The 23,113-nt window shown below is 40.6% G+C and carries 19 protein-coding genes; 5 read left to right on the top strand and 14 right to left on the bottom strand.

Annotation, left to right across the window (positions count from 1 at the left end):
• The gene (locus tag DRZ93_RS03540; RefSeq protein ID WP_113744750.1) at positions 1-1,074 is read right to left on the bottom strand and encodes an FAD:protein FMN transferase; all 1,074 of its coding nucleotides are present in this window, start codon (positions 1,072-1,074) and stop codon (positions 1-3) included.
• Positions 1,075-1,080: 6 nt separating this feature from the next.
• Positions 1,081-1,305 (bottom strand): hypothetical protein, encoded by a 225-nt coding sequence (locus DRZ93_RS03535; RefSeq protein ID WP_113744749.1) that lies wholly within the window; start codon positions 1,303-1,305, stop codon positions 1,081-1,083.
• Positions 1,306-1,459: 154 nt separating this feature from the next.
• Here DRZ93_RS03535 and DRZ93_RS03530 point away from each other — a divergent pair, with 154 nt between their 5' ends.
• Positions 1,460-3,178: a proline--tRNA ligase gene (locus tag DRZ93_RS03530; RefSeq protein ID WP_113744748.1), complete on the top strand. Its 1,719-nt coding sequence runs from the start codon at positions 1,460-1,462 to the stop codon at positions 3,176-3,178.
• A 303-nt stretch (positions 3,179-3,481) separates the two neighbouring features.
• On the top strand, positions 3,482-4,801 hold the full coding sequence (locus tag DRZ93_RS03520) for a YuxH family protein (protein WP_113745846.1): 1,320 nt from the start codon (positions 3,482-3,484) through the stop codon (positions 4,799-4,801).
• Between the two features lie 472 nt (positions 4,802-5,273).
• Here the strand turns inward: DRZ93_RS03520 and DRZ93_RS13995 are convergent, their stop codons facing one another.
• From DRZ93_RS13995 to DRZ93_RS03465, 11 genes are all read right to left on the bottom strand, one after another.
• Positions 5,274-5,492 carry an ATP-binding protein gene (locus DRZ93_RS13995; RefSeq protein WP_113745845.1) on the bottom strand — a complete coding sequence of 73 codons (219 nt, stop codon included), beginning with the start codon at positions 5,490-5,492 and terminating at the stop codon, positions 5,274-5,276.
• 469 nt (positions 5,493-5,961) lie between these two features.
• Positions 5,962-6,816 carry an ExeA family protein gene (locus DRZ93_RS03510; protein WP_113742925.1) on the bottom strand — a complete coding sequence of 285 codons (855 nt, stop codon included), beginning with the start codon at positions 6,814-6,816 and terminating at the stop codon, positions 5,962-5,964.
• A gap of 2 nt (positions 6,817-6,818) precedes the next feature.
• Positions 6,819-8,027 (bottom strand): DDE-type integrase/transposase/recombinase, encoded by a 1,209-nt coding sequence (locus DRZ93_RS03505; protein WP_113745844.1) that lies wholly within the window; start codon positions 8,025-8,027, stop codon positions 6,819-6,821.
• Entirely contained in the window at positions 7,928-8,371 is a 444-nt protein-coding gene (locus tag DRZ93_RS03500; protein ID WP_113745843.1) for a helix-turn-helix domain-containing protein, read from the bottom strand. The genes DRZ93_RS03505 and DRZ93_RS03500 overlap by 100 nt, the downstream gene beginning before the upstream one ends.
• Positions 8,372-8,572: 201 nt before the next feature.
• Complete coding sequence (locus tag DRZ93_RS03495; protein ID WP_113745842.1) at positions 8,573-10,030, bottom strand: ISL3 family transposase; 1,458 nt, start codon at positions 10,028-10,030, stop codon at positions 8,573-8,575.
• Between the two features lie 263 nt (positions 10,031-10,293).
• The gene (locus DRZ93_RS03490) at positions 10,294-10,944 is read right to left on the bottom strand and encodes a hypothetical protein (RefSeq protein WP_113745841.1); all 651 of its coding nucleotides are present in this window, start codon (positions 10,942-10,944) and stop codon (positions 10,294-10,296) included.
• Between the two features lie 405 nt (positions 10,945-11,349).
• Positions 11,350-13,089: an IS1634 family transposase gene (locus DRZ93_RS03485; RefSeq protein ID WP_172458019.1), complete on the bottom strand. Its 1,740-nt coding sequence runs from the start codon at positions 13,087-13,089 to the stop codon at positions 11,350-11,352.
• Between the two features lie 464 nt (positions 13,090-13,553).
• Complete coding sequence (locus tag DRZ93_RS03480) at positions 13,554-14,501, bottom strand: ribose-phosphate pyrophosphokinase (protein ID WP_113744745.1); 948 nt, start codon at positions 14,499-14,501, stop codon at positions 13,554-13,556.
• 33 nt (positions 14,502-14,534) lie between these two features.
• Positions 14,535-15,404: a 4-(cytidine 5'-diphospho)-2-C-methyl-D-erythritol kinase gene (gene ispE, locus DRZ93_RS03475; RefSeq protein WP_113744744.1), complete on the bottom strand. Its 870-nt coding sequence runs from the start codon at positions 15,402-15,404 to the stop codon at positions 14,535-14,537.
• An 18-nt stretch (positions 15,405-15,422) separates the two neighbouring features.
• Complete coding sequence (locus tag DRZ93_RS03470; RefSeq protein ID WP_172458018.1) at positions 15,423-15,983, bottom strand: outer membrane lipoprotein LolB; 561 nt, start codon at positions 15,981-15,983, stop codon at positions 15,423-15,425.
• The gene (locus DRZ93_RS03465; protein WP_172458017.1) at positions 15,976-17,748 is read right to left on the bottom strand and encodes a YcaO-like family protein; all 1,773 of its coding nucleotides are present in this window, start codon (positions 17,746-17,748) and stop codon (positions 15,976-15,978) included. Before DRZ93_RS03465 ends, DRZ93_RS03470 begins: the two co-directional genes overlap by 8 nt.
• Before the next feature lie 310 nt (positions 17,749-18,058).
• On the opposite strand from DRZ93_RS03465, the gene DRZ93_RS03460 reads away from it, so the two are divergent.
• From DRZ93_RS03460 to DRZ93_RS03450, 3 genes are all read left to right on the top strand, one after another.
• Positions 18,059-19,144, top strand: coding sequence for a hypothetical protein (locus DRZ93_RS03460; protein ID WP_113745837.1), 1,086 nt, complete (start codon positions 18,059-18,061; stop codon positions 19,142-19,144).
• 36 nt (positions 19,145-19,180) lie between these two features.
• Positions 19,181-20,296: an aspartate-semialdehyde dehydrogenase gene (gene asd / locus DRZ93_RS03455; protein WP_113744740.1), complete on the top strand. Its 1,116-nt coding sequence runs from the start codon at positions 19,181-19,183 to the stop codon at positions 20,294-20,296.
• A 123-nt stretch (positions 20,297-20,419) separates the two neighbouring features.
• Positions 20,420-20,935, top strand: a complete 516-nt coding sequence (locus DRZ93_RS03450; protein WP_172458016.1) for a VC2046/SO_2500 family protein — start codon at positions 20,420-20,422, stop codon at positions 20,933-20,935.
• Between the two features lie 140 nt (positions 20,936-21,075).
• Here the strand turns inward: DRZ93_RS03450 and DRZ93_RS03445 are convergent, their stop codons facing one another.
• Positions 21,076-22,923, bottom strand: coding sequence for an IS1634 family transposase (locus DRZ93_RS03445; protein WP_146741089.1), 1,848 nt, complete (start codon positions 22,921-22,923; stop codon positions 21,076-21,078).
• Between the last annotated feature and the right edge of the window lie 190 nt (positions 22,924-23,113).

The following is a 23,113-nucleotide window of genomic DNA, read 5'->3' as shown; positions in this document are numbered from 1 at the left end:
CTACCTTACATTACACTTAAGATATGGCTCAAAGGCCTTGGAGTAACGTCCCACAGCCTGACCTTTGTCATCTATCTCAATGGTGTAGACAGCAACATTGTGTTTATTGCCAAAATCCAAAGCCTTTTGTGCGCCAAGCACCAAAAGTCCTGTATCAAGCGCATCGGTGGTGGCTGCAGTAGGGGCAATTACTGTAACTGATACAGTTTTATGCGCTACAGGATAGCCAGTCTTGGTGTCAATAATGTGTGAGAAGACCTCTTTGGTGTTCTCATCTATAAAGAAATTGCGATATGAGCCTGCAGTTGACATAGCCATGCCTTTAGGACATGCCACCTCAAAGACACCTTTGCCAAATGGATCTTCAATTCCTACAGTCCAGTCGGCACCCTTGCTGTTTTTGCCCTTGGTGCGTATGGCGCCGGCCACAGCTATCATGTAGTTTTCAACCTTGTCCTCATCTAAATAGGTGGCAAGAAGATCAGCACCAAGACCCTCACCTAGGGTTGACATATCAAGCTTGACCGCGCCGTCGACTTTCTGCAGATAGGCTTTATTTGTCTGTGCATCGCGATACAGGGCAAATTTATCATAGCCTGTAAGTGCCTTGGCTTTGGCAATATCATCAGGCTGAGGCTGCTTTTCAAGTCTGCCGTCAGGGCCAAAGCCCCACAGATTGACCAGCGGTCCTACAGTAATGTCCATGGCATCTTCAATACGGTGAGCCTCAAAGATGGCATTTTCAATACTGTCAGCAAGATAGGGTGAAATTTCAAATTTATCAGTGCCTTTATAGGCATTAAAGCGGGCAAGCTCTGCACTGTTATCAAAGGTTGATATGGCATCAATAACCACATTAAAGGCGCTGTTGGCTCTTTTATCTAAAGCCTCATTGCCGCCTGTATAGCCCTTTGGTACCTGTACAGAGTAAAAGGTGCCCATGGTCTGACCTTTGACCTGACTTACTGCCATCTGTGCTGCATGTACATCGTTATCATCTTTGCATCCGGCAAAGGCTATCACAGATACTGCAGCCACAGCTGCAGCCTTGGTGGTAAATGTAAAATTAGACATAGATTTTTAGACTGTTTTTGAAGGAATTTTAAGATCGGCCTGACATTTTTTAGTAGGAGTTCTTTTCTGTCCTGCAAATGAGCATGAGGTAGTACAGCTGGCACAGGTCAGGCCTTCTAGAATCTCATTGGCCTCGGTTTCACTCTTAAGACCTTTTTTCTGAAGGATGTAGCCTAGGGCCATAAAGAAGAAAAAGATTATAAAAATTATAAAAGCGGCAAGATAAATCATAGCTCCCTCCGTGTTTTGGCTAATTATATATGGTATTTACATAAAAAGTGCGGGATATAATAAAAACATTCATAATTTAAGCGCTTTGTTGGTATAATGTCGCATCTTTATTTTCATAATTTGATTATTAAAATTAATTTGCCTGGATTTAACAATGCGTACTACTAAATATCTTTTATCAACTCTCAAGGAAAACCCTGCAGAGGCAGCAGTTGACAGTCATCGTCTGATGCTAAGAGCCGGTCTTATCCGTCAGGTGGCATCTGGAATCTACACCTGGCTGCCAACTGGCCTTAGAGTGTTGCACAAGGTAGAGCAGATTATCCGTGAGGAGATGAATAAAAAGGGTGCCATCGAGGTATCCATGCCTGTCGTGCAGCCATCAGAGCTGTGGCGTGAGTCAGGCCGCTATGAAAAATACGGCCCTGAGCTGTGCCGTCTTAATGACAGAAAGAAAAATGAATTTGTATTAGGCCCGACACATGAAGAGGTTATAACTGCACTTGCCCGCAAGGAGATCAAGTCAGCCCGTCAGCTGCCTATGAATCTGTATCAGATTCAGACCAAGTTCCGTGACGAGATAAGACCGCGTTTTGGCGTAATGCGTGGCCGTGAGTTTTTAATGAAGGATGCCTATTCCTTCCACGTGGACAAAGAGTCATTAAAGCAGACCTATGATGATATGTATGATGCTTATACCCGCATCTTTACCCGTTTAGGTCTTGATTTTAGACCGGTTGAGGCTGACACAGGCTCAATTGGCGGCAATCACTCCCACGAGTTTCAGGTTTTAGCCGAGGCAGGCGAGGACACCATTGTCTTTTCAGACAAGTCAAACTACGCTGCCAATATTGAAATGGCAGAGGCTCTTGCTCCTGATTTTGAGCGTGAGGCTCCAGGTGAGGCTTACGCCAAGGTGGCAACTCCAGGCTGCCACAGCGTAGATGAGGCAGCCCAGTGCCTTAATATTGATCAAAGCAAGATTGTAAAGAGCCTTATTGTGCGCTCTGAGAAAAAAGAAGATGGCAGCTATGATCTTATTATGCTCTGTCTTTGCGGCAATTATGAGCTCAATGAGATTAAGGCCGGCAAGATTGCAGGCGTGTCAAATCCTCTTGAGTTTGCAACTGACGAGGAGATAAGAGAGTTTGTAGGTGCAGGTTGCGGCTCCTTAGGTCCTGTGGGCTTTAAGGGTCGTGTCATTATCGACAGATATGTAAACTGTATGTCAAACTTTGCCTGCGGTGCCAATGAAGATGGCTACCACCTTGTCAATGTCAACCTAGACAGAGATGTTACAGGTTATGAGGTGGCCGATTTGCGCAACGTGGTTGAGGGCGACAAGAGTCCTGATGGTCAGGGCACATTGCATCTGCGCAAGGGTATTGAGGTAGGTCAGGTCTTTATGCTTGGCACCAAGTACTCACAGGCCATGGGTGCTACAGTAACAGGTGAGGATGGCAAGCCTATTGAGATGGAGATGGGCTGTTACGGTATTGGTGTAACCCGTGTTATTGCTGCAGCTATTGAGCAGCACCATGATGACAAGGGCATTTTATGGACCAATTCCATGGCTCCTTTCTCTGTGGCTATTGTGGCCATTGGTCTTAACAAGTCCGAGCGTGTGCGTGAGGCTGCCGAGACCTTATATGCCAAGATGCAAAACAGCGGCATTGAAGTGCTCTTTGATGACAGAGATGAAAGAGCAGGTGTCATGTTTGCCGATATGGAGCTTATAGGTATTCCTCATATAGTAACTATTGGCGAGAAGTCTCTTGAAAAGGGTCTTGTCGAGTACAAGGACAGAAGAAGCGGCAACAAGGAAACCTTTACCGAACATCTGGCCTTTGATGAGATTATGAAAAAGCTCTAGGTTTGTACAACAGGTAAATTAAAAAAAGCAGGTGCAAAAAAAGCCCTGCTTTTTTGTTGGGACTTAGCTGAAAATTGTATAATAAAAATTATTATCTTAAGTAGATATACTGTTAACAAAAATGCGCTGTTTAATGGCTGCTTTAAAAACAAAAGACCTGAACAATAAAATTTGACATCATAATCAAATTTATATAATTTATTGAATTTTATTGGCATTTAATTTGCCAAATAAATAGAGCGTGCTAGAATTTAAAAAAGGGTATGTAATAAAATTTCACTTCTAAAGTAATAGGTACACCGGGTGGACGACCTTAGTTTAAAAAGACAGAGATCAGTTGACAGATGTCGACTCCTCTCACGCGTCCCTGTATACGATTATGCAGGTCAGACTCTGTTCTACGAGCTGAAATTTACAGCAGGCAATATACTCAAGACCAATGCTCTGCAGGAGCGCCACATATGGCACATCATTCAGGGCTATTTCCACAGAAGAAGCATGGTAAACTTTGTGGGTCCTGGCGTATCAGCCATGGTGGGCTTTCCAATCTCGCCCAAGCTTGAGGAGTATATGCAGTTCTTCCCTGTGGGAAAACTTATTGTAAGAATACACAAGACAGAGCCTCCTACCATATCCTCCATGCATCTTGTCAGCCATCTTGGCCATTACAATATGCGCTTTGCCATAGATCTTGGCACCTTGCTTTCAACTGACTGGATTAAATGTATAAAATCATTTCAGTTTGTGCTTATTCGCATGGATGAAGATTTTAAGGAAAAGCTGCTTTTAGCCTCACAGTTGCGTGCCGAGGCCCCATGGATTAAGTTTATTGTCACCAGAGTCAAGGACAGAGCGGGCTTTAAAGAGGCTTTTGACAGCGGCGCTGACTATGTTAAAACCTCATACTTTGATTTTAAGGATCTGGCTGCCCTTGAGAACAGCAAGAATATGGATCCTGCGTTGCGCCAGGAGTACGATGAGCTTTTAGGTCTGCTTCATGCCATGAAAAACAATCATCATGACAGTACTGCTAGACTGCAGAAAATGCTCACGGCTTTTCCTGATGTGGTACGTGATATTATCAAACTTATGGTGTTCTTCCATAAGGATATAAATTTTGCAAGCGTCAACTCCTATAATGCAGCTTGTACCTGTCTTGGTAAGGAAGTGGTCAACTCCTATCTTGGTATAGCAGTGCTACGTAAGCTTACAGTATGCTTTGGAAATGCCACCAATACCAAAAGCTCAGGACTGCAGTTAGAGCCATTTAAAAAGGCCCTGATACGTGCCAAGTTCTTTATGCTGCTTGCCAAGGTTAAAGGCAGTTATGATCTTGATCAGAATCCTTTCCTTGACGGAGTGTTTTCAAATCTTGAGATCTTCCTAATCAAGAGCAAGGATTCGGCCATAAATGATGCGCTGCTCAAAGATCTCATGCGCGCCTGCAGTACATATGAGAGTATAGCCGCCAAGATGTACAGGCTAGTCAAGGCCATTGAAACCTTGGACTTTAGAACAGTGGTAGAGGCTGCACAGCAGCTTGATATAAAGACAGGCCGTGTTCTCTCATGCTATGAAAAAGCCCTTATATGGATGAATAGACTGTTTGAAAAGCTCTACTGATAAATAGGCCATATAAAATTTCACAAAGGCCTTAGAAAGAATGTAAAAGGCGTTATTGATATACTCAGTAACGCCTTTGTACTTTAAGGCCCTAAGACCTGCGTTTAGCACTTAAGTAATATAAAAAATGTCTCCAGGCCCGAATGGGCCTTTTTTTGCGCCAAATTATATTTTTTATCTACAACGCACCCCACATACCCCAAATATGATATAATAAGAACATAAAACGGCGGGGGTGCTTATGTATCTGACTAAAAGAACTAAAAATGGTGGGGTCTATCTGTATCTGGTAGAGAATTATAAAGTGAGAATTCCGGATTTCATTCAACTAAATTTCATTAATTTTAATCATTAGTCCAATATAATTAAATTTGCATCTTTTAAAATTAAATCACAATCCAATATTTTTGTTGTCAAAAAATAAAATGGCAGGTTTTTTTGCCCACCATTTTTTTATTACATTTGTTTTATTTTATATTACGTTTGACATCTCCTGCCGTCTGGAAGGGCCTTTTAGCTCAACCTCAATGCATGGGTTAAACAGTCGATCACATATTGCTTCTCCCTTTGTATCTTGTCCCATTGAGTATTCAAGCCCGTTGCGATTCAGTTGGGTTGAAATAATTGTTGATCCTAGACGTTGTCTATCGTCAATAACAGAAAATAGCTCTAACCGGTGATCTTCCTCCATTGGCTTTAATGCTGTCAATGCTCTGCTAGTTTGTCATTAAAATTGCTCATAATTATGTCCTTATTTAATGGCTTTTCTGCTATTTTATTGTTGACACTAACTGCTTTATTTCTGTCGCCTTTTTGACCTCAAATTGTTGTCTCCATTTGCTCGAGTTTGTCGGCAATATCTGTTTAAAGTATGTTGCCACTAATTGCTTACAATTATGTCGTAATCTTGTCTTGTTTGTGCCTACAATAATAGTGTCACCACCTGCTCAAATATGTTGTCTATAACTGCTCTTTTTTGTCATAACCATATGATTGCAATAATGTTTTTACCACCTGCCAATTAGTCTGACGTAATACTATAAAAATTTTCTTAATATTCATTAAAATGATGACAATTGGCTTGTATTATTGGGAGAGGTGGCTTATGATTGTAGGCACAGCTTATCCTGGAAGCTTCACAGGATAAGCTCAATTTAACACTAGTTTAAATTCTTTAAAATTAGGTCAATAACCTCGTTATTGGCAACTTCAGTTACGGTAGCTTCGGTTACCTTCTCTTCACGCTTTAAGCATGTATAGCTTAAAGCGTGCATACAGATCTTATTAATAAGTCGTGGATTTCCTCCTGAGAGATCGCCTATCTTTTCCACGGCCCTATATTCAAACGGATTATCTTGACATCTTGACCACTTTAAATGAGATCCTATATAACTGCCAACCTGCTCATTTGTCAGATTCTGCGTAGAGCTAAAATACATAATCCTTTGAGTTATAGCCTTGCACTTATCAGTCTTGAGCACAGACAGAATCTCTTTTTGGCCTGAGAGTATCAGTGTAAGCGGTGATCCGCTGTCATAGCTGTTGCCGTTGAGTAAAAATCTAATCTCCTCAAGCAGGCTGAATTTACTGTACTTATTAGCCAGCAGGTGGGCCTCATCAAATATCAGAATTACCTTTTTACCGTGGGTCTTTCTTAATGTCTCAATCTCTCTGTGCAGCTGCAGACGCGCATCATTGACATAATACTTTGACTTTACACCCATCTGATTTAATGGAGCAATATACATCCACCTTGGTGTGGCATTAGACAGAGATACATACATCACTGTATGTTTTTCTTCATTAAGCTGAGATGTAAAGTAGCGCAGCAGTGTGCTTTTACCTGTACCAGGGACTCCGGTCAGCAATGCAAATGAGTTGTTCTCAATGGCCATTTTTAACTTCAGGCATGCTCCTCTAAAAATGTCTGTCTGATAGAGAAAGCCAGTGTCAATATTATTTGTAAAAGGGGTATATTCCATCTTAAAGTAGTCTAATAAATCAGTGCTTATCATAATTATTTATCCTCATCTGTCTTGATTGAGCTTTTGTTGTATAAAGAGCTATTTCCTGGCTCTGTGCTATAGGAGGCCGGGCCTTGGTGGAATAGCTCTTTCCTTAGTTGCTCTTCAAAATCCTTCTCTGTGGTATAAAGATCTCTATCCTTATACAACCTGCGGGCGAGCCTTTGTATAGTTGGCTTTATTTCATCAGGCACAGACTGAGGCATGTCTTCTGATCTATCAGATGCACGTTCGGTAAAGTCAATATTCTCTTTGATTTCACGCTCATACAGCGGTATAAATTTATACATGCTCTGTGAGAGGCTTTCTTTTTTTTCTTCCTCAGTAAGCTCCTGTACAAGCTCCACTGAATTGCCCACTAAAGAGCAGTGCACGACCACATACTCTCCACTTTTGGCGCTATTTGCAGGCAACTTGTAATAACGGCCTTTTATGTGTATGACGCCATCCTTGAGGACCTTACGAGAGTACTCCATAGTAAAGGCCAGATTCACAATATCATCTACAGGTCTTGCTACAGGCTCTATATATTTGTAAAAATATTCTTTAGGGGATAGTGTTACCTCTGCATCTGTTCCCATATTTTCGGTTAGAGCTGAATGTGGTGTTTCGTTGTACTCTGCAACCCACTGTTTTACAAGTAATTCAACCATACTCAGCTTTACATTATTCATACCTTCAAGCTGCTTTAATACTTTATCTAAAGTACCATTTAAACGTTCAATTGCCCCTTTGCTCTGAGGTTTATATGGTTTTGAGCGCTTATGAGGAACTCCTAAAGTGCTGGTGCAATGCTCCATTGCAGCGCTCTTATATACAGAGCCCTGATCTGTAAGAATGCTCATTGGAATACCATAGCCTGTAACAAGCTCTCTAAAAGATGACAGAACCAGGCTGTTATCCTGGGTGTCAGATATGGTTGCCACGAGGATCATGCGTGAGGCATTGTCCATCCATAGATGGATATATGGGGTTACTGGCATGCCCTGCTCATTAACACAAAATGATTTTCCAGCTATTTTAATATCTGCCTGAACCTGCTCCATAGGGAGCTTTTTACGATAGGCTCCGAAAAATGCTGTTCCTCCTTTTTCACGCTCTCTTAAAAGCTCCCCACGAGAAAAACCTTTTGCTGTAAATGCCTCTGTAAAGTAGAGCGCTTTATAATGCCCTTTATGTTTTGGTGTTTTTCTTCCAGACATTTAATGATCTCAACTACTGAAATGGTAGGACATTGCCTGCGCAAGACTATTGCTTCATCTAGTAGACTCTCAAAACTGATGAACCTCCTTATATCTGAGCGAAACTTCTTATACTTTGGCTCAAGTCCTTGCAGACCAAATTGTTCATATTGGTCAACCCAGCGCTCAATAGTTCTCACAGATAAGCACTGCTCTGCTGCAACCTGTTTTATCATAGCCACACGCTTCTTCGAATTTTTCCCATTGGCATCTTTCTTAAGTGACACAATGGGCGCAATAACCCTCATTCTGTAACTCTTTGGATCATCATTTAAATCTTTAATTCTTTGTTTAATATTGGTCATTTATAGAATCTCCTATAAAACAAATGACTAAGAGCTGTCATCTGGCTCTTTGATTATCATGTTATTGCAGGAGATCACTCAATTATGTTTTAGGTGTATGGGTGGGTCGTTGACAAACTGCGAGCAACAGTAGACACCAAAAATTCTAAATTTGTTTTTTCCTTGTATATCAAAAGCTTTGCCTCTGGTTTTGACTCATCCCTAAATTTGGGGGTTGACATTATTTTCAACAGGCTCTGAAACTACGGCAGCTTTGAGTGTTGATTTTCTATCTCGAGACAGAGCCTGATGCATTTTCAATATATAGTACCCTATATCTCTAAAACCGTATGCTACCCTTTTAATGGTTTTAAATTTAGCATTGCATCCCTCTAAAATACTGGTGTTTAAGCCAGTTGTAGCCGCATGAATAATATAACAGCTCCAATCTTTTAGCTTCTTGCAGAACCTTATCAGTAAAGGAATTTCTGTTGCTTCAGCTTGTGAATACAGGTTTTTAATTTCTGTTTCAACCTGCTCAGGTGTACCTCCGCTATGCCATAGATCTCTGATATGGTCTCCAAAAATTGATATTGTAAACAAGGTCTTATTCTGTTTGAGGGTTTCTACAAGATCTTTTTGCGACTCTTCAAGAGTGTTGAGTTTATCTGAGCCCATGTAAGTCAGCCACTTGCTCTGTCTAAGATCTTTTATACGCTTCTTGTATTCACTTTTCTTTTGTTGATACTCGCCGGCGTCCATGGCGCCAAGCTCCTTGCGTAAATCTTTTATTTTATCAAGCCTTATGGCATCTGCCACTTCACTGTTAAACTGTTGCAGGCAGTGGAATAAATCAAGCACTATCTTTGCATTAGGGCAGAGCTCTTTGACTAGATTCTGATATCCGCAGTTGCCATCCATTACTGCACCTTCAATCTGGTCAAGCAGTCCAAGCTCTTTTAATCTATCAAAGAATGGCCTTAAATCATCTTTCTTTCTGCCGTAGGCAGCATACAAAAGGCGCCTGGTATCGGCATCTATGATGACTGATATATACTTGTGGTGCTTTTTAACGCTTATCTCGTCTATAGCTATGTTCCTAACGCCTTCAAGACTTATATCTTTGAACATCTCTATAAGCCTTGCCTTATCAATGTTCCTGACAATATCTGCCTCTACAGCCGTGATAGAGCTTATTTTCTTTAAATCTAGATGACTCTCGCCCAAATCAAGAAGCTGCAGTATCTGCCCATATAAGCGTAAGGTTATCCTATGATGCGGATGGACAAAGCTTGGCTTTAGCCACCTGGCATGATCACAACCACAACAAATGACCTTAGGTACGCGTATCTTTAAAATAACCGCAAATGGTCCTAGTGTGCAATCCTTTACTGTGCGCTCTCCCCATTCCTTTATATTTACTTTATGGCAGCCACAGAGTGGGCAATTTTGTTCAAGCTCCTCTCTCCAAAGCGTATAGCCAAGATGATAGGTAACAGTCATTGCCGTAGCATCTATTTCAGGCTCACCAGACATTACACAACCCGGGTACATATTGAGAACGCCGTGTTCAAACTTACAGTGCATTAATTCATTAGCACTGGCTTTGATTAAAGTTTCATTTGTTTCTGTATTGGCAGCAGTGTAGGAATTTATTATAATAGCACTAGGCTCTGTCATATTCTTTCCTTTGGTCGGGTAAAGTTGTTGTCAGGGCCCTTATTTTATCTGAAATATAAAAATTATTCTCAAGGGAAAAATCTTTGGGATTTTTCATAAAGCTTTAGCAAATGCAAAAGACTGACAGTCAATGATTGGCAAAGCCAACCCGTAAGGGCTCGTCATTGACGGACAGTTTTTGCATTGACAATTGGGCCGGGTCTTAAGCATTCTTGTGCTTAAGACCATAGATACCGTTTGCGATCTTGGGTCAACCCCCAATTTCAGGGAAGAACCCTGGTTTTAACAGGTGCCCTGTTAAAATTTAAACTATAAGTTTCAAAAACATTTTGAGCATGAGATAGCACCGTTTCAACGGGCATTGATAGGTGTTTTCCTAAGGGACCAAGAGCTTTTATGACAAAATATCTAAAATTAACGTACTCTTCTTTGAGCTTGTGTAAAAGCTTACTCTGAGAGATATATAGCTCTATTCTGGGCCATGACAGGTTAGTGTGATTAAACTGTCCCTTTAAATGCTGTATCTCTTTATTGGCCTTGGCAAGATCTTCTGCTGTGTCTGACTGTACTCTTAAACCTGGGCAGGCATAATCAGGCAGCAGAACATGGGTTGCTTTATTGCTGTTGCCTTGAGGATCTTTGCCTGATGTTATGTCACGGCATTTTTCTTTATTGGGACAGGTTAGAATCTGCAGGTGAAAGATCTTTGTAGGAGTTCCGTAGCGAATGTCTTCAATATGCTTTTTATAACCGGTTATACCATAACGTATCATAGGCTGACCGCAATACCGGCATTTGACCACAACGCCCGGCTTTAGCGTAAGCACTGGTACTAGCTCACGCTTCCTAGTTTTATATGATTTTCTGTATACCTCTTTAACAAGAGTATCTTCTTCTGCTACAATTATTGCCATGAAGACGCCTTGTGCGTTTTTGGGCGGGACACTATTTTTAGGGGTCTAATCTAAAGGGTAGTGTCCCGCGGCATTTCTAAAACTGTCTTTTCCTAAATCATAGCAAAGCATCTGTACCTTTTTCTGCATTTTTCAACGTAAGGTAACCTCTATTTCCAAATTTTTAACAAAAAATAGGCCCAGACTGGGTTTTGACAAAAAGTGAGCAGAATATGGTGACTTTAAAGAAGAGCAAGAGGAATCAATAAAAGATAGGCAGAAAATTCGACAAAGATATGAGCTAAATTAATGACAGATTAATAGAGCACTGACAATGGGTCTTGAGCCTCTTAAATTAGTTAATTCTGAGTTTTATCCTAAATTCTGCATGCCCTATAGTATACAAGATCTTAGAGAACGCATGGTTTAAACCAGCTCTATAGCCGACAGATCAACACCTAATGCACCTAGGATGATTTTTTGGGTTTTTGTCAGAGCCTTGGTCAGAAAAATATCCGATTTCGAGCGTTTAATACTTATATCATCAAGCTCTCTTAGTAGTTTCTCATAGGTCATTTTAATAAAGCGTTTTGGCTCTTCGACCTTTAGCTTATTTATAACTTCCTGTATAAAGCTGTGTACAACTAGAGCCATAAAAATCACAAACATTTTACCTCTTGCAGTATTAGAGTTATGAATTTTTAATCTATCGCAGTCTAAAGTGTTCTTGGCAGTATCAAAGATCTTTTCCTGCACATCTTTGTGCCTGTAGGCAGACAGTACATCAGCGCCACTAAGATCAGAGTTAGTAGTAAACAGTGCAAAAAAGCCAAGCAGCTTCTGAGCTTTTATTATTTTATCTTCATCCTCTTTAAATACGTATCCACAAGGGTTACTGTCATCTTTTATGCAATTGTGAAACTTGCACAGAGACTTAGCTTTTCTTTGTGTTATTGGCATACCATCATCATTAACTTCCTTGATTTTTTCAATCTCAGCGGCAACTTCTTGACTGAGTATTTTATTATCGTCATAACACTTATTCATATCATGGTAAATATGCAGGACCCCTTTTACATCTTCTATTGTATGCTCTATGTGATGGCCGTAAATTCCTGGATATTCAGACAATTCATATTTTGGCAACCTATATGCCTGAGAGTTAGACAGAGCCTCAATAACCTCAAGGGCTTGCTTATACCTGCTAAGAGAAACACCAACAATGAGTTTTAGCCCAGCATTGTCAAGAAAAGTAATACCTTTCTGGCTAAAGAAACCTCTGTCAAAGGTGCAGACATTGCGCGTGCTGATACCAAGACGCTTGGCATCATTGATTACGTATGGTAGTTGCGTAGAATCATTCAGAGAGCCATTGTACATTGAATAATACAGTGGCTTTTTACTTTTTATACTTGAGAACATGCCAAGATTAACCTGTGGCAAATCCTCTTTATCTCTGTTATAACCAAACTCAGCATGCTGTATCTCTTGTGCATATGAGGAAAATGAAGTTACGTCGTAACATATTGCCTCATTCAGATCCATATGTTTTTTCAGCCATAATTCGAAAAATGAATCTATATCTTCCTGTTCACAAAGAGAAAACAGCCTTGATATTGTTGAATCACTAACAGAGCCAATCTCAGGCTCATCAAAGACAAATGTCTTTGAAAAGTCATCAATATTACTCATGGTTGAATCACCAGAGGCTATAAGACACGCTGTTGCAGTTAAATAGTCAGACTCTTTTTTATCAAAGATCTTTTTTATACAGTCACTCAAACCTGTATTTTCAAAAATCTTTTTTAATATCAGAGAGCTGCCTTTAACAACATCACCATTAACCACAGGTACACCATGAGATATAGATGTAATCTTTGAACCTCTTTTTTGCTTTTTAGCTTTACGCTCTTCCTTTTTATCTAATACCACCTGAGGGATGGCCGCACCGGTAATAGCAAAATATTTGTCATTAGGGTGAAACAGTGTTGGATCAGTCTCACTGACTCGACCAACGATAACAGACTTATTGCGGGACTGTCCTTTTTCATTTCTAAAAAAGGAAGTGTACATATACAGATATTTAATAGGCCTGCCACCACGTATTTCAGACTGTGTATAGCACCTGCTTTGAGGAACAGCATATGTTATTTCGTAATAAATCATGAAAAGCTCCCTAAAATCACTACTATACAAATAACTTAAACTGGTAATATATAGTATACAGAAAAACAATAAAAAAGCAATGAGTTTTACTAAAAAAATCATTGCTAACAGTAAATTATTTAAAAAATGATCAGTAAATATAAATGGCTGGGCAAACTACTATATATTGCATGAAAAATTTAGGTTTTATATAAAAAAGGCTCTAAAACTCCATCCTTCCGAAAATCTCATTTCTCAAGACAGACTTGCTTCGCTTCAGCTGGCACTAGCATAGAAAAAATTGGGGTGTGTTGTTTGAGTGAAGAAAAAAAAATAAAATTCACTTAAACACTGATGCGTATGGGCTTTCTCTAAAAACAAAGTGCTAAACGCAGGTAAGATTTGTACAAAAACCTATGGCCAATAAAAATCCCCGGACTTGGCCAGGGATTTTTATGTATTTAATTATTTTTAAGCTGCGTGTTTTACTGACAGAACATAGCAGAGATTGACTCTTCGTTGCTGATGCGTCTTATAGCCTCGGCAAGCATTGGTGCTAAGGTCAGATAACGTACCTTGCCAAGATTGCGTATGGCTTCATTAGTAGGAATTGAGTCAGATACCACAAGCTCATCAAGCTTTGATTCCTGCAGATTGTTGGCAGCATTGCCAGAGAGTACAGGGTGGGTGGCATAGGCCATAACATGCAGAGCGCCTCTGTCTTTGAGGGCGTCGGCACATTTGCATAAGGTGCCACCAGTATCAATAATATCATCAACAATGATGCAGTCTCTGTCCTTTACGTCACCAATGATGTGCATTACCTCAGATACATTAGGACGTGGACGACGCTTGTCAATAATGGCAATATCAGCGTTGTTGAGCAGTTTGGCAATAGCACGGGCTCTGACTACACCACCCATATCAGGTGATACTACAACAGGATTGGTCAGATTCTGATTCTGCATGTCCTCAACGAAGATCTGAGAGCTAAAGCAGTTATCTACAGGCACATCAAAGAAACCCTGGATCTGCTCGGCATGCAGATCAACAGTCAGAACTCTGTCAACACCAACTGATGACAGGAAGTCGGCTACTACCTTGGCAGTAATAGGCACGCGGGCAGATCTTAAACGTCTGTCCTGACGAGCATAGCCAAAGTATGGAACAACTGCGGTAATACGGCCGGCTGAAGCACGACGCATAGCATCGATCATCACAATTAATTCCATTAGGTTATCGTTGGTTGGAGCACAGGTTGACTGAATAATGAAAATATCGCAGCCACGGACATTTTCATTGATTTCAACGTGAATTTCTCCATCTGAGAAACGATCAACAGTAGCACTACCAAGACGTGTATAAAGACGGGAAGCAATGCGTTTTGCAAGTTCTGGTGTTGCATTACCTGCAAACAACTTCATATCAGCCATATTAAAAAGACCCTGAGAGTGGTAAAGATAAGTTTAAAAATTGTGACATATTGACAGTGTAGTACATGATGTATTGCAACTCTTTGCCACAAAAGCACTGCGATAGAGCGATGTATCGAGATCATCAAGAGCTCTTTGCGCATCCTCTAATGTGTCAAACTCTACAAAACAAGAAGAACCACTACCTGACATATGTGCAGGGCCATATTTTACCAAGCTTATTAAACACTGTCCAACTAAAGAGTGAATATTTGCGACACTTTTGGTAAATTCATTGTAATAGCCCAAAGATATAAGGGTTTTAAAGTCACGTACCGGCCAGTCGCGCTTTAAATCTTTATTTTTAAAAACCTCTGATGTGTTGACATGACACTTTGGTGTGACCACAAGGTAGTATTTTTCATCAATATCAACAGTATGCAGAATATCGCCTGTACCCTGCGCAAAGGCTGCATGTCCATGTATAAATACAGGCACATCTGCCCCAAGCTGCCTGCCAAGATCTATAAGATCATCCTCAGTGGCATGTATCCTGCACATGGCATTTAGCACCAGCAGTGTGGTTGCGGCATTTGATGAGCCGCCTCCAAGACCTGCCCCCTCTGGTATGAATTTTTCAACCTCAATACACAAAGGGCGTCTTATATCATATTTTTTATAAAAGGCCAGGGCTGCCTTAAAAATAAGATTTTTCTCTTTGGCAAAGTCAAATGGGCCTTTAATGTCAATAAGCGAGGCATAATCTGTACTGTCTGCATCAGTATCAGATAAATTAAAGCTCATCTTATCGCCTTTGTCTAAAATTACAAACAGAGTCTGCAGATTGTGATAATTGTCAGGACGTCTGCCTGTAATATATAAAAACAGGTTTAATTTACAGGGGCTTATACATGAAAAGTGCATAGTAAAACCTATATAAGTTTAATCATCAAGCGCAATTTTAAGCCTGTAGTTTGTGTGCTTTATATCAATTGAAGATGGCAGCATCAGACTCTGTCTTGTAGCAAAGCCTTTATAGTTTATAAAAAAATCTCCAACCTGAGCCTTTAGAGGATAGCCTTTTTTATCTAAGGTCACCTCATCAAGGGCACCCATTATAAGGGCAAGAATATTATCATCAGGCAGAGAAATACCTGTTGCCTCATAGAGCACATCTTTTAAGGAGGTGCCATCTATCTGACCATCTGAGCTTTTTAATCTGACAAAGTTATCGGTTATAAACAAAGAGGCTAGAGTGTGGCCAATAGGGGAGAGAAGGTGCAGAGTCTTTAGATTTTTATCCTTTTCAAGTACAAAGCGCAAGCTTGTCTTTTGTGCCTTGCTTATAAGGCCAATGCGCCCTGTGATTTTAATTTTATCATAGACAGTCTGCAAAAGTAGCTGATCATAGCCTGCTTTATAGCTCTGATCTGCTGTCTGACAGGCAGTAAGGGACAGAGCAAGCAGGGTGGCAAACCCTGCAATCTTTATCTTTTTAAGCATTTTTCTTACCGCTTTTTTTAGCATCCTGCTCTTTTAACTTTAAATAAATGCGGATAAGAGCCTGATGGGATAAAAAGCCCTTGAGATTCAAATCAGTGGCATTTAGATTAAAGAACTGCTCATTACCGTCAAGATGGCTTTGTACACAATCTGAGGTCTTTTTAGAGTATATGGTCTCAAGTGCCTTTGAGTAGTCATTCTCTTTAAGATTTGACATAAGCTTGAGCTCAAGTTTCTTGATAAGGCACTGATACAGACGCAGACGCTCCAAACTTAAATTATGCTTGCCAAAGGTGGCTACAAAGCGGGCATACTCAAGTGCTCTTTCAAATTCACCGGCACAGATGGCAATAGAGCATTTAAGCTCGCCTACAGTCATACTCTCCCAGGCACTGCCGGCATCTGGCAGCAGTCCTAAAATCTGACATAATGAGGCCTCATCAGCAAACTGCGCATTTTCAAGCTCATCAAGGTAGTTGACATAGGTCTCCTTATCCTCCTGCGTCTCTGGCAGGGTCATAAGGGCCTCCTGATAGAGAATGGCCTGATTGTTGTTATTGTAGATGAGATCATCAATAGGGTAGATCTCAGACATGCCAGGCACAATAATTCTGTAGACAGGGATATCTAAAAACTTATAGGAGCGCACATAGACATCAAATCCAAGCTTGTCGACCATATAGCGCAAAGCTTTGTACTGATCATGGGTTGAGCCTGTAAAATCCCAGGACACAAAACTAAAGTCAGGTATGTTTTTAAACATTTCAATTGGCAGCACGCCTGTTGAGTCGACAAAGTGTGAAATAAGGTTTTCACAGTCTGAGGTCTGCTCCAAATCAAAGGTTGGCTCCTCAAAGTTGTCAAGATCGCTAAAGGAGCGGCCCTGCATCAGCTCGGTCAGGGTTCTCTCAAGGGCCACCTCAAAGATAGGGTGTGAGCCAAAGGCTGCATAGCATGAGGCATTGCGCTGATTAAAGAGCACTACGCACACTACAGGGAATTTGCCGCCCAAGGATGCATCATAGGCACAGACTTTAAGATTGCCACCGTTTAAGGCCTTTAGAGTATTAAAGGACTTTGGATATCTCTCAAGCAGACCGTCAGGGATGAGTGGCAGGGCAAGGCCTCTTTTTATAATTTCATTTTTAACATAGCGCTCAATGATCTCAGATAAACCCTGCACCAAAGCCTCATAGTCTGAATTGCCGGCACTCATACCGTTTGAGGCATAAAGATTGTCTAAAAGATTGACAGGGAAGTAGACAACCTCGCCGTTTCTTGCATTGGTAAAGGGAATGGAGCATACGCCTCTTTTATAGGAGGACGACTGCAGATCCACAAGATTCTTTAAGGTAAGTGAGCTGTGCTGTGTGTAGAATTTGCGCAGTGAGGCATTTAAAATCTCATTGGGCAGTGTATCCTGATTTTCATCTGTAATCTCTGTCCACTTTTCATCTGAATAATGCACAAACTCAGCATTGGCATTTTCATCGCCAAGATAGTAGTCACTAAAACTGCAGTGGGTTGCAAGTCTTTCAAAAAGTTCGCCATAGGCAGAGGCAAGAGCGGCCTCACGGCAGGCACCTTTGCCATTGGCAAAGATTTGAGGGCAGCTGGCCTCTTTGATATTTACAGACCATAAATTGTCAGTTGGGTTTAACCAGTTATCTTCAATAATATCCAGATTTAATCTGCGGGCAACGTCGGTAAAATGTTCTAGTGTCTGCTCTAAAGGAGCATCTTTGCCAGTGAGTATAGTAGACATAAATCTCTCTTGAAAATCTATTGCACGATACACAAAAAAATTGTCTAAGATCATAACATATATAAAGCCTTTTGTAGAAATGATGTAAATAATGAGCACTTTGCAGGCTCTGGTTACACATGCTGTTAAATCATGTACCTGCAAATAAGGCCCTGAATGATACATTGTGCGCCATAAGCGCTGTGGGGCTTTTTAATAAAGTCTGACAGTGCTTTACTATGATAGCTAGTAGTGCTTTAAATTAGATAAGTGCACTTTAAAACTCATGCTACAATAGAGCGCGTTGTTATCATGATTTTGTGTGACATAAATGAGTCTTTTTATATTAAAAACCAGCGGCAGCAGCAAAGAGGGCACTGAAGACAGTTCTGCTCTTGTGTATCAGGCCACGCTTAATCTGCCTGATCCTCTTTATATAAATAAAATCTATACGCTATTGATGCAGCAGCCTTTGTCATTGCCTGTAAAGAGCAAAATATTAGCTATGCAGGCAGATGGCAGGCACAGTATCAAAGACAGCATGGATTTTAATCAGCTGTCTTTGTATAAAGCCAAAGATAATGGAGCTGCAGACTTTAAAGAGAGCTTTTATCAGGATAAGTATATGGGCAGTATGAAAACAGCACGCGATTACAGATCGCGCGACAGGTATTACGCCGCCTCTGTATCTTTAAACTCACTTTTTTGTGTCAACAATCATTATTTAAATCAGGGGCGCTTTATGGGCGATGCCCTTGAGAACAATGACGGCTCACGTTTTTATCAAAATGCTTTAAATGCCAAATATGCCATAAAGGGTGAAAAACGCCGCTCCTACAATACCTTTTTTACACTGCCAGAGCATATTCAAAGGAGACTTGATGCCATCAACCGAGGTGTTGATGATGAAGATGAGACCAAGGATGTGCGCTATAAAGAGTCACGTTACTATCATAAGGTTGCAGCCATGCAGGAACAAAACAGATTTATTGAAACTAAAAAGGATAAATTCAGACGCAACAGCAAGATAGCTTTAATAGTCTGTCTTGGCTTTGCCGCCTACTATTACTATGTGCAGAACTTTCGCACTGATATCAATTCAGTTGAGGATATGATAGCCTCACTGCCTTTGCAGCTTGACGAGCACACCACAATGACAGCTATTGAGGATAAGGATCAGGAATTTATCATGACCATAGTCAAGGATGCAGACCTTTATGCTCATGTTGATGCACAACAAAGGGAAGAAAGTCTGGATAGAATAGTCAGGAACGCACAAAATCTGTGCAATAACCCATTAATTGGCAGTATTGTTTTATCTGGGCGCAAAGTAACTGTATTATTAAAAAGCGATGACAATTCCTTTGAGCGTACTATAAATATTGAGCACTGCACAAAAGGGCCATCACAACAGTGATTAAATTTACAACAATTCTGATTTTGAGGTTTTTAAATGCAAAAGCTAGGCATGGTAGGTTGGCGCGGCATGGTAGGATCGGTTTTAGTCGATCGCATGCTCTGTGAAAATGATTTTGATCTTGTAGAGTCATATTTTTTCACTACATCTCAGGCAGGTCAGAGTGCACCTGCTGTTAAAAATCTTGGCAGCAGCGTACTTTTAGATGCCTATGATTTAGATGCGCTTATGGGTATGGATATTATTATCACCTGTCAGGGTGGCGACTATACTCAGAAAGTCTATCAGGCCCTTATGGACAAAGGCTTTAAAGGCTACTGGATTGATGCTGCCTCATCACTGCGCATGGCCGATAATGCCGTGATTATTCTAGATCCTGTCAACCGAGCTGTAATTGATACAGCCCTTGATAAAGGTCTTAAAACCTTTGTAGGTGGCAACTGCACTGTATCATTGATGCTAATGGCATTAGCCGGTCTCTTTAAAGAGAATTTAATTGAGTGGATTTCATCATCAACCTATCAGGCAGCCTCAGGTGCCGGCGCTAAAAACATGCGCGAGCTTTTAACTCAGATGGGCTGTCTGCACGAGAGTGTCAAAGCGCAGCTTGCCGATGAAAAATCCTCAATCTTAGTTATAGAAAAGAAGGTACGCGAGACTATGCGCTCAGATACCTTCCCTAAGGAAAACTTTGGTGCCCCTCTTGCCGGCAGTGTGCTGCCTTGGATTGACAAGGAAATGCCATCAGGTCAGAGCCGAGAGGAGTGGAAGGGCATGGTTGAGACCAATAAGATTCTGGGTCTTTTGGGAGACAATACTGTGCCTGTAGATGGCAACTGCGTACGCATCAGCTCCATGCGCTGTCACAGTCAGTCACTTACCATCAAGCTTAAAAAGAGCGTGGATGTGGCTACTATTGAGTCGCTTATCAGCTCACACAATCAGTGGGTTGAGGTCATTGAGAATAAAAAGGATGTGACCCTTGAAAAACTCACACCAACCTATGTCTCAGGTTCGCTCAATGTGCCAATTGGCCGTATACGCAAAATGATGATGGGCGATCAGTATTTATCTGCCTTTACTGTAGGCGATCAGCTGCTCTGGGGTGCTGCCGAGCCTCTGCGCCGCATGCTGCGTATTCTTGTAGATTAATTTAAAGTAAAAGTCACTTTGGTAAAGAGCCTGTAAATTATTACAGGCTTTTTTAATTTTTTTACTAAAGAAAAAACCAAAGTCTCCGTTAACTGTATATCAGTTAAGAAAAGGGGACAGATCGTGCTAGCTTCAAATATCAGAGACATATATCTTGTAGATGAACTGCAGTTAGGTCAGAGATTAAATGAATCACTGCAGACCTCAAATCATGCCGATTTTGCTCTGATGCTCTCCATGCTCTCTGCTGATGTTACAGATACAACTATTGTCAATGAAAAGGCTGTAAGTCAGGGTATAGTAGGTGACGAGGCTCTGCGCCGCAAATTCAATCTGCCGCAGCCTGTCAAAAAATATGCCGAGCCTTGTGATTTCAGCGCCGGCGCCAATATGGCCGATGTGCTGCACATTCAGGGTTTAAATTCTATAAGACTGCACAACTGTCTGCATCAGCCACCTTTATGTCCTGTACGCTATGATATAGCCCCAGAGGTTTTAGCTGAGCTGCCACCTCTAAAGCAGGAAAAATTAAGACGTCAGTTCAACGGTCTTGAGACTCAGAGTGTGCCTCTTATGGAAAGTGGCGATGGCTTTTTAGTTTTAGATGAGATTAAAGAGGCCAAGGCTCTAGCCTCATAAAATCACTGCACAATTTATGTAATACAAATATAGTCAAAGGCCTTAGCAGGGCCTTTTTTGTATCCCATAAAGTGCGCCAATTTACTGATCTAGATTGGTGCCTTATTGGAAAAAGGTAGGCCTAGTAGCCTACCTTAGTTTTAAGCAAAGATATCATCAAAGATTGGATCCTCGGCATCAATATCATTCTCATTCTCGTCAGTTAGTCCAGAGATAAGATCATATCCATCCTTTGTACTGCACGGTATTTCAATATTTAATGCCCTGAAAAAGTCTGCCTTCTTGCCTACCACTTCGTCGTAAAAATTACCTCTTTGGGTAACTAAAAGCATTATATTGTTGAGCGATGAGAGGATCTTGTTATCACTGCAGTAAAGCACCTTATTTCTAATATTTGCGCTTTTAATATTATTTTTAAACTCCTTAATCCTCTTTCTAAACATAATAGCAATAGAAGTAGCTATAAACTGCGTGAATATACGTCCATAAAATCCTTCATTTGTATGACATTTAGCTCTGTTGCAGTGAAGTCTATATTTAAGCGTATTAAAGGCATATTCAACCTCATTACGGTCATAATAGGCTTCATAGCATTTGACAGCATCCTGCTCGCAGTCTGTAAGAAGTGCTCTGATGCCTTTATATTTGATATGCTCTTCAACCTTTAAGTCAGATATGATCCAGGCCTTTCGCTTATCATCAAAGACTACAAAACGCTCTTTTATCGATTTTAGAGCTTCGTGCTTTATTTCACCGCCATTATTGAGGATCTCGCACACCAGAGCAGCATTTTGCGTAATTACCTCAGAGGATTTATTGTGTATCTGCTGGTCATAGTACAGATGTAAAAACAGTTCTTTTTCATCTTTATAGCTTTTATTTTTACCATGCACAGGATAAGCATCATATTTCCATTTAATCTTAACGGTAAATATGTTCTGCTTGATTTGACGGTTGTAGCTTGCTCTTGAGATCAGGTCGTTATAATTTGCATTGATTTCATCCTGAGTGAAACTGCCGGCAACATTGGTTTTCATATTGGCCACAAAGCTTACATTGTTGCACATGCAGTCATTGAGATTTGCTGCTGAAGGATAGGCTTTATCCATAACAAACACAAGATTTTTATTAAAGTTGTGTCTTGTAGCATCAGCAATGGTACGGCGCAAGGTAACAACGTCAGGAACAGCTCCATTGTATGCCCTGTAGTATAAAGGAATGCCGGTTTTCTGATCTGTAAGCATTAGTACATTTATCTGTGGCATTTCATCTCCATCTTTGTTTTTACCATTCTCTGCTAAAGAGAGGTTTTGAGAGTGGGTTGAGATGGAGGTTGAATCAAAGGCTAAAAAGATATTTTCATCATCTTTATAGTTATGTTTAATAAAGTAGTCTGTCATGAACTGTATAAAACGCTCAACGTCATGAGGTTCAATTCTGGCAAAGAGTCTATGAATTGCAGAGCTTGACAGTTCACGCTGATACGGCAGTCTAGTGCTCTCAGCAAAGTCTTCATACAAAGAGATATTATTATCTCTGTTTAATATAAGGAAATAAGCAACAGAGAGTATTTTCTTAAAGTCATTATGCTGAGGGAAGGCATTGGCAAGAGCTTTACCAAGATGAGACTGAGCAACAATATTATCAAGGGCATAGGTAGCGCCAGCATGATAGATTTTAGATGGGCGCTCAATGGTAAGAGCCGTGGTCTCATCATATGCTTTTGGTTTAAAAATATATTTACCATTTTCTCTGAATGTATCAATGTGCTCAAGCTCAGGATACTGCTGAATAAAGCTCTCATCCCATTGAATAAGACCATCTTTAGTGCCGCCATGAATAACACCCACTTTTTTAGAGTTCTTACGCTCAGAGCGCTTTTTCTCAGAGTTCCATACATTTTGATAGGTGTATACATAGTAAACGTCGTACTTGCTACCTTTGTTGACAAGCAAAGATGGAAGTGTAGGAATGATAAGCTCAGCCATATTAACCTCATAGATGTGCAATAATACGTACCTATGATAGCATAAGTAAATTAGAATTGCCAGAGGTAAATAAAAAATATTTAAATAAATATCAAAGTGTTGTAATTATTTTTAGGTAAAGATAGAGCCGGAAAAAATTAATGCGCCTATACTTATCTATAGACGCACTTTATGGGTTGTATCTGAGAGT

Origin of the sequence: Anaerobiospirillum thomasii (assembly GCF_900445255.1) — a bacterium.
Taxonomy (GTDB): Bacteria; Pseudomonadota; Gammaproteobacteria; order Enterobacterales; family Succinivibrionaceae; genus Anaerobiospirillum_A; species Anaerobiospirillum_A thomasii.
Note: the sequence above shows the minus strand (reverse complement) of the source record. Positions and strands in the feature narration are given on the sequence as shown.